We start from the raw sequence: 6,362 nt of genomic DNA, 5'->3' as shown, positions 1-6,362 counted from the left end.
GTGTCACAGATGCGAAAAAGCAATTGAGTGCATATTTTGAGTTTTATAATCTGAAACGACCTCATTCGAGTCTAGACAAAATGACACCAAATGAGTTTTACTATGATCAGCTACCCCAACAAAACAAAGTGGCTTAACTAGAGCGGAATATCACTTATAAATACGCTTTTAGTTGTTCAAACAAGTGGAACCACCTTTTAGGTTCTAGAGCTTGATGAACGAATTTCAGAATTTAAAAAATGGAAAGACGAGGAGCTGTGAGTATTCACTATTAGGGGGACGTCTACGAGTTGTTAAAGTATGTCGTTTAAAACTTCTGCCAATGTTTGGCTATTTTGACGATTGATCAATCTAGCAGACATACCAAATGCTGTCGGCCCTGTAAAATCTGCAAGTGCTGTATCCCCAATAAATAGGACTGCTGAAGCTTGGCAACCTAGTTGGTCAATGAGTGACTGATAGATTTTCGACTCAGGTTTAATTGCAGCAACTTCATAACTCCAAGCATAAGCATCAAGGGGCGGTAATAATGAAGAAACAATTTTTCCATATGGCATGGCTAAATTTGAGCATAATGCCAATTTAATCCCCAATTTCTTTAATTCTTCCAAAGTTGATAAGGTGTCTTCATACAGTGTAATAGAGCGTAACTCTTCATCTAAATCATGCTTAAGTTCTTGCAGAAATTGGTCTGGAATATTTACTGCTAATCGCTTTGTAAGCTCTACCAAATTCAAATTGTAGGACATAATAAATTTGGCATCATCAGGTTTTGGTTGTCGCCCATTTTCTTTTAGCCATTTCATTAATTTTCTATATGGGGAACGTCTTTCCTCTATTTTTACAAGTGTACCAAACACGTCAAAAATAATGACTGAAGGCTCAATATGGCCTGCTTTTATAAATAATTCCATATTTTTACAACCAATTAAATTGAATTTCACTTTTTGTTGAGATTACCATAAGAGCATTGCTATAAAAATTAAGGGAGATATTTGATATCTCCCTTTGATTATTTTATTCACTGAAATTTGCAAACATAATTTTAGGAAAATTTTTCATAAAGTGGCGTCTAACATGATTGAAGTCACTGAGATCATGTTGATTTTTTTCAAAATAATTCACCCAGGCTAAAGTCGCATCTTGGTCATTTAAGTTGGGATTAACATTCAGAAACAAAGCTAAATCAAATGTACGGTCAATATTAAACTCTTTGATTAGTGCAACAGCAGTTGAACGAACTTCCTCTGAAACAGAGAATTTTGGAGAAAAGTAGTTATTCATAGCTGAACTTCCTTAAAAAACTATATAATGAAATTTAGAACGGCTAAGTTGTTTTTTAATAAAACAATATAACCTGCTGTAGGTTAAATTATCATGTTAGAAGTTATTTATCAAGTTAAATTAACCTGCTATAGGTTATTTTTTTAATTTAAAGGTTGTTATGATTAGATGTAGGTTGTCAAATTTGATGGGTGAGCGAAAAATTTTAAAGTTAAGTGAGGTGGCTCAGGCGACCGGTATTAATCGCAATACACTAACAAGCCTTTACTATGACAGGGCAATACGAATTGAACTTTCAGTCGCTGATACCTTGTGCAAATATTTTAATTGCAATATGCAGGATTTATTTGAATATACCAATGGTTAACACATCATTACATGGGGTGATGTGCTGAAAGTTGTGATGATTTGATAAATTAGTTTTCATCTATAATTTTTTAGAAAGGGCATTAATGGCAATAGAGGATGTTTGATCCCAGTCATGCCATACGTCTAAAAAGTCCTTTCGAACGTTATTAGAATCAGTTGCATCCCAAAAGGCTTCCCACCAAATACTTGTGTGCTCTTTTTTTAATAGGGCTAATGGGTGCTCTTCGCACGTTAGAATTTTTTCAAATAATTCATTATTAATTAAGTAGGCATTTGTTCTTGTTAGATATTTTGTAGATTTATATAGTTGTGAACATAGGCGAGCAAAACTTTCTAACATATTTTGTCCACCCACTCCATTGTACGTAGAAACGTGAATATTGGTAGTTAGCACTTCGACACGCCAGTCTTGTAATACTTTAATGATAAGGAGATTGCCCTCTTCAGATATATTTCGAACAAGAATGATTTTCTGAGCCTCAATCTCCTGTTTGGAAACAGGGTCAACATGAGAAAACAGAGAATTGATGTTTGAATCTACATTATTTTCGATCTGCCAGTTAGAGGATAGAATGGGATGCCCATCTCCGTGTATCAACCAATCCTGATCAATATATAAATAGGCTGCGATTTTCTCTAACTCAGTAAAAGAAGGTTCTTGTTTGGCTTGTAACCAATTTAGAAAAACTTCAGCATTTTCATACTTACACATTCTAGCAATGTGTGAGTATTTTACTGCATTCATTTTGAAGCTATTAATTAGATTTAGGCTATGAGCAAGTCTTTCAGCAACTTCTACTTTTCGGTCAATTATTTGATAGTGTGCAAGTTTTAAATTTTTCGGGTTTGTTTCAGGGAGAGTAACAAAGTGAAAGCTTTTTTCCAAGCGATCAACTATCTCTGCATTCATTGAGCGTTTTTCTTGATTTGCAACTTCTTCAATTTTTTGTTTTAGATCACTTGGGAGACGAATTTTCAGTTGAGCATCTTGTAATATTAACATAATTAATACAATCCATTATTGACTACATTATGGGAAAGATTTTTAATTTAAAAGTGGTTTGTTGATGAACCACATTGTTAAACCAGGTTGGTTCATATGAAATTATCAAGTTCTTCGACACAACTCAAGTTACGTATTTCACCTGTATTAAAAAGCTGGTTGAAAGAAGAAGCTTTGTTGCAAAACAGATCATTAAATTCACAAGTGAATTTTATTCTAACTCAATTTAAGCAAAACACGGAGGGTCAATTAAAAAAATTGAATTAACTTTTTCATTCGGCAAAAAGTATAAAAGCCCATGCGGGAACATGAGCTCTTATGAATGTCTTCATTGCTGATCAGACATTTGTATTTTGATGAATAGGGGCATTTTTGTCAATCCTATCTCAAGATCACTTTTTGCCTGTTTTTTAATAAACAGGAGACTCAAAATGAGCACTAAACTTAAAAATGGTCAGTCACGCTACCAATCGAAAGCCAAAGTTGTGAGCATCAAAAAATTTCAGTTATTGACGTTGGTTAATGCAACCCGTTGTTTAAATGATGCAGCGTTTGAAAAACATGGTGATGCGTATCTTGAATTCCCCGTGATTATTCAGGGAGATGGCAGCCCTTCTGAAGTTTTTAATCTGTATTTACTGAAAAAACTTGAGCAAACAATACAGTATGATCTTAAAACATTTGCATCTATTGCGAATCAGTTGGTTGATTTTCAGCGTTTTTTAGAAGATGAGCAATTGGACTGTTTGAAATTTCACAAACTAAAACAGTCAAATGCGATTTTTAAATATCGTACTCGTCTAATTGAGCAAGCGAATTTAGGTCTAATTTCAGTTAGTTCGGCACGTAGTCGAATTAATGCAGTGGTGAACTTTTACCGATTTCTTGTTACTGAAGATTTGGTTGATCATCAGCGCTATGGCATACCGTTTAAAGATGTCTACAAATATATTGCCGTGGATAATGAGTTTGGCGCACGTCGAAAAATGGCAATTAAGTCGCATGATCTTGCGATTCATGTTCCAGCCAAAGCACCGAATCCTGAAACGATTGCGGATGATGGTGAATTAAGTCCACTCAGTATTGAATCGCAAACAGTCATATTAAAAGCACTGCTAAAATCATCACGTGAATATCAGCTGATGTTCTATTTTGCCTTATTCACGGGCGCTCGCTTACAAACCATTTGCACTCTACGAATCAAAAACTTAATTGGTCGTAAGCCCGATAGCCAGGGTTTTATCCGTCTGCCTGTTGGGTCGGGTACGGGCATTGATACCAAATTTCAAAAGCCCATGACGCTACTCATCCCGAATTGGTTAGCACAAGACCTTAAAATTTATATTGATAGCCCACAAGCACAACAGCGTAGACAGAAGTCTAGCTATGGCGAGTCGGATGAAAATTATGTATTTCTCACCAAACTGGGCACACCTTTCTATACCAGCAAAGCTGAGCAGCAAGAGCTAATCGAAAAGATCAAAGCCTCTGATTCGTTTGGGGCGAGGCTTAAACTCTATGAAGGTGAAGCGGTGCGTAGTTATTTAAAAGTCGTGCTATTACCCGAGATTCGTTTGATTGATCCGCAATTTCCAAGCTTTAAATTTCATGACTTACGTGCCAGTTTTGGGATGAACTTGCTTGAAAGCCAGTTGCAACACCTGCCTGAGGGACATTCAGCTATGACAGCGGTCGAATATGTGCAAGCTAGGATGGGGCATCGCAATATTCGTACGACTTTGCAGTATTTGAACTATAAATCACGATTGCAATGGCGCAGTAAAATTCAGCATGAGTATGAATCAAGCTTAATGAAATACGTGATGTCTTCTGTCAATTTAGCGGGAGAATTGTCATGAATTTTAGACGCTCTCCACTTTTTGTGCATATTTCAGATATCAATAAACAAATTAATGAGCATGAGCGACTCGTCCTTGTCTGCAGAGATAAGACAGCTTCTTTTGCTTTTAAGACATTTGACATAGGAACTCTATTCTACAGTAACAGATTATCTGGCGAAGTGTTGTCAGAACAACAGTTATCTGCATCTTTTGATGAAAAAAGACGTTATTTTTTGCAGTGTTTAACGGACTATTTGTTGCAAATGAGCGGATCAGATTTGTCAAAAGGACTATTTTATTACACCAGTAAACTTTTTTTAGATTGGGTGGATAGCCAAAAGAAAAATTTTGATTTATCAAGTCAAGACAGTGTGATAGATGCGTATCGTCGTTACAGCAAATATTTAGTTGATCGCACTTTGCTTGCAGATACTGATGAAGAAAACCTGGCTGCACATACAGCAAAGCAATATCAGCGTAATGCGGCGAAGTTGATCGCATATGTATTTGACTGTCATGAAATTGATATTGTTAGTCAAGCGATGCAAGTACAGTCTCAGCGTTACGATGTTCCTGTTTTTCCAATCGCTAAAGAAGATCATCAGAAGACGTATGCTACTTTGTTGAATGTCTTTCTTGAAATTTATCGTATTGTGATGCAAGGCGCAGATTTTCCAGCACATTTTCAGTCCGTGGATCAGGAAGATTTTTATTTTTACTCGGGCTTTCATCATCAAACTGAAAAACAGCATATCCAGTTTGATATGCAGAATTATTTAGCCAAATATCCAATTATTCCAGCCCTTTCCAAAATGCTGGCTGATTTTGAGTTAGAAGAAGATAGTGAGTATCGAAAACGTGTACGTGAAAATCGCAATCAAGCGATTCGTAAACTTGAAGAACGTAATAAAGACAAGCGACATTTAGAGCGTACAAGACTTGCCTCCTACGGTCTTGCCATTGGTATGCTGTTATTTATTGCGCAAACTGGTGCAAATCTAGACACTGCTCAACAGTTACAACTTGATACGATGGAAATCCTACCAAGTACCCAAGGGCGCAGGTTTTCAGGAACAAAAAGCCGTGCAGGTGACAAGATAGTACGACCAGAATTTGGGGTGAAATTTGAGCCAGTTTTTAGGAAGATTCTGGAACTTCGAGAATGGTATGTACAAGATGAAGCATGTGATTTTGTCTTTCCATTGCGTAACGAAATTCAGCAATTGGGACCTGTAAGCAACGGCAGATTACAATTAATAAAAAAATTTTTACAGCGCATTTTCCCAAAAATGGCCTGGATCACCCCACAAGAGTGGCGCAAGCATGTTAGCAGTCAATATGTTGAATTGAGCGATGGCGATTTATTGCTTGAAGCTGAAGTGATGGGGCACTCACTTGATACAGCAAGAAATAATTATGCACGTACTTCATTCAAAGATGCAGCTCAGCAAATTTCACAATTTTTTAATGAGTTGAGAGAAGTTGCGGTAGCACAAACTCGAACCGTTGAGCGTATTCCTGTGCAAACGCTAGATGAGACTGTTGATGTTCAAACCTTACCTGTCGGGGCTTGTACGACTACCAATCTACAACCTGAAAAAACTTTAGGCTTTACCAAACAAGCTCCAACTCCAAACTGTCAGCAATTTGAGCACTGTTTATTTTGCCAGCATTATGCAGTCCACGCTGACGATGAAGATGTACGCAAGCTTTTATCACTAAAAAGTCTGCTCGGCTACATTAGACCTCTTGCAAAAATCATTTTTTAATCAATTCCATGTTGTAAATTGCAGCAATCAAATTAAGGCGTAAACCCATGCGTTTACGCCGATTGCGATAACGTTCAGCAAGAATTCTAAAGGTCT

General features: G+C 36.7%; 6 protein-coding genes and 2 pseudogenes. 4 read left to right on the top strand and 4 right to left on the bottom strand.

The window, feature by feature from the left end:
• A partial coding sequence (locus tag FTT91_RS13990; RefSeq protein ID WP_180052275.1) for an integrase core domain-containing protein occupies window positions 1–137 on the top strand: 137 nt, incomplete at its 5' end.
• Between the two features lie 156 nt (window positions 138–293).
• On the opposite strand, the gene FTT91_RS13985 is transcribed toward FTT91_RS13990, so the two are convergent.
• Both FTT91_RS13985 and FTT91_RS13980 read right to left on the bottom strand, forming a co-directional pair.
• On the bottom strand, window positions 294–914 hold the full coding sequence (locus FTT91_RS13985; protein ID WP_180169673.1) for an HAD family hydrolase: 621 nt from the start codon (window positions 912–914) through the stop codon (window positions 294–296).
• Between the two features lie 103 nt (window positions 915–1,017).
• Entirely contained in the window at window positions 1,018–1,284 is a 267-nt protein-coding gene (locus tag FTT91_RS13980) for a hypothetical protein (RefSeq protein ID WP_004281168.1), read from the bottom strand.
• Between the two features lie 160 nt (window positions 1,285–1,444).
• On the opposite strand from FTT91_RS13980, the gene FTT91_RS13975 reads away from it, so the two are divergent.
• Window positions 1,445–1,651: a helix-turn-helix transcriptional regulator gene (locus FTT91_RS13975; RefSeq protein ID WP_004281170.1), complete on the top strand. Its 207-nt coding sequence runs from the start codon at window positions 1,445–1,447 to the stop codon at window positions 1,649–1,651.
• A 60-nt stretch (window positions 1,652–1,711) separates the two neighbouring features.
• Here the strand turns inward: FTT91_RS13975 and FTT91_RS13970 are convergent, their stop codons facing one another.
• Entirely contained in the window at window positions 1,712–2,656 is a 945-nt protein-coding gene (locus FTT91_RS13970; RefSeq protein WP_087512142.1) for an Arc family DNA-binding protein, read from the bottom strand.
• 431 nt (window positions 2,657–3,087) lie between these two features.
• Between FTT91_RS13970 and FTT91_RS13965 the strand changes: the two genes are divergently transcribed.
• Window positions 3,088–4,515, top strand: coding sequence for a site-specific integrase (locus FTT91_RS13965; RefSeq protein WP_180169672.1), 1,428 nt, complete (start codon window positions 3,088–3,090; stop codon window positions 4,513–4,515).
• Window positions 4,512–6,251, top strand: a pseudogene (locus tag FTT91_RS13960) (hypothetical protein); the annotation flags it as partial. The gene FTT91_RS13965 and the pseudogene FTT91_RS13960, both read left to right, overlap by 4 nt.
• Before the next feature lie 4 nt (window positions 6,252–6,255).
• Here the strand turns inward: FTT91_RS13960 and FTT91_RS13955 are convergent.
• Window positions 6,256–6,362 (bottom strand): annotated as a pseudogene (locus FTT91_RS13955) (IS5/IS1182 family transposase); the annotation flags it as partial.

The sequence above is a fragment of the Acinetobacter sp. YH12021 genome (assembly GCF_013420145.1).
GTDB classification, from domain to species: Bacteria; Pseudomonadota; Gammaproteobacteria; order Pseudomonadales; family Moraxellaceae; genus Acinetobacter; species Acinetobacter towneri.
Note: the sequence above shows the minus strand (reverse complement) of the source record. Positions and strands in the feature narration are given on the sequence as shown.

Coding starts and splice junctions, on each gene's coding strand:
- FTT91_RS13985 (WP_180169673.1), bottom strand. CDS start 914: ATGGAATTATTTATAAAAGCAGGCCATATTGAGCCTTCAGTCATTATT.
- FTT91_RS13980 (WP_004281168.1), bottom strand. CDS start 1,284: ATGAATAACTACTTTTCTCCAAAATTCTCTGTTTCAGAGGAAGTTCGT.
- FTT91_RS13975 (WP_004281170.1), top strand. CDS start 1,445: ATGATTAGATGTAGGTTGTCAAATTTGATGGGTGAGCGAAAAATTTTA.
- FTT91_RS13970 (WP_087512142.1), bottom strand. CDS start 2,656: ATGTTAATATTACAAGATGCTCAACTGAAAATTCGTCTCCCAAGTGAT.
- FTT91_RS13965 (WP_180169672.1), top strand. CDS start 3,088: ATGAGCACTAAACTTAAAAATGGTCAGTCACGCTACCAATCGAAAGCC.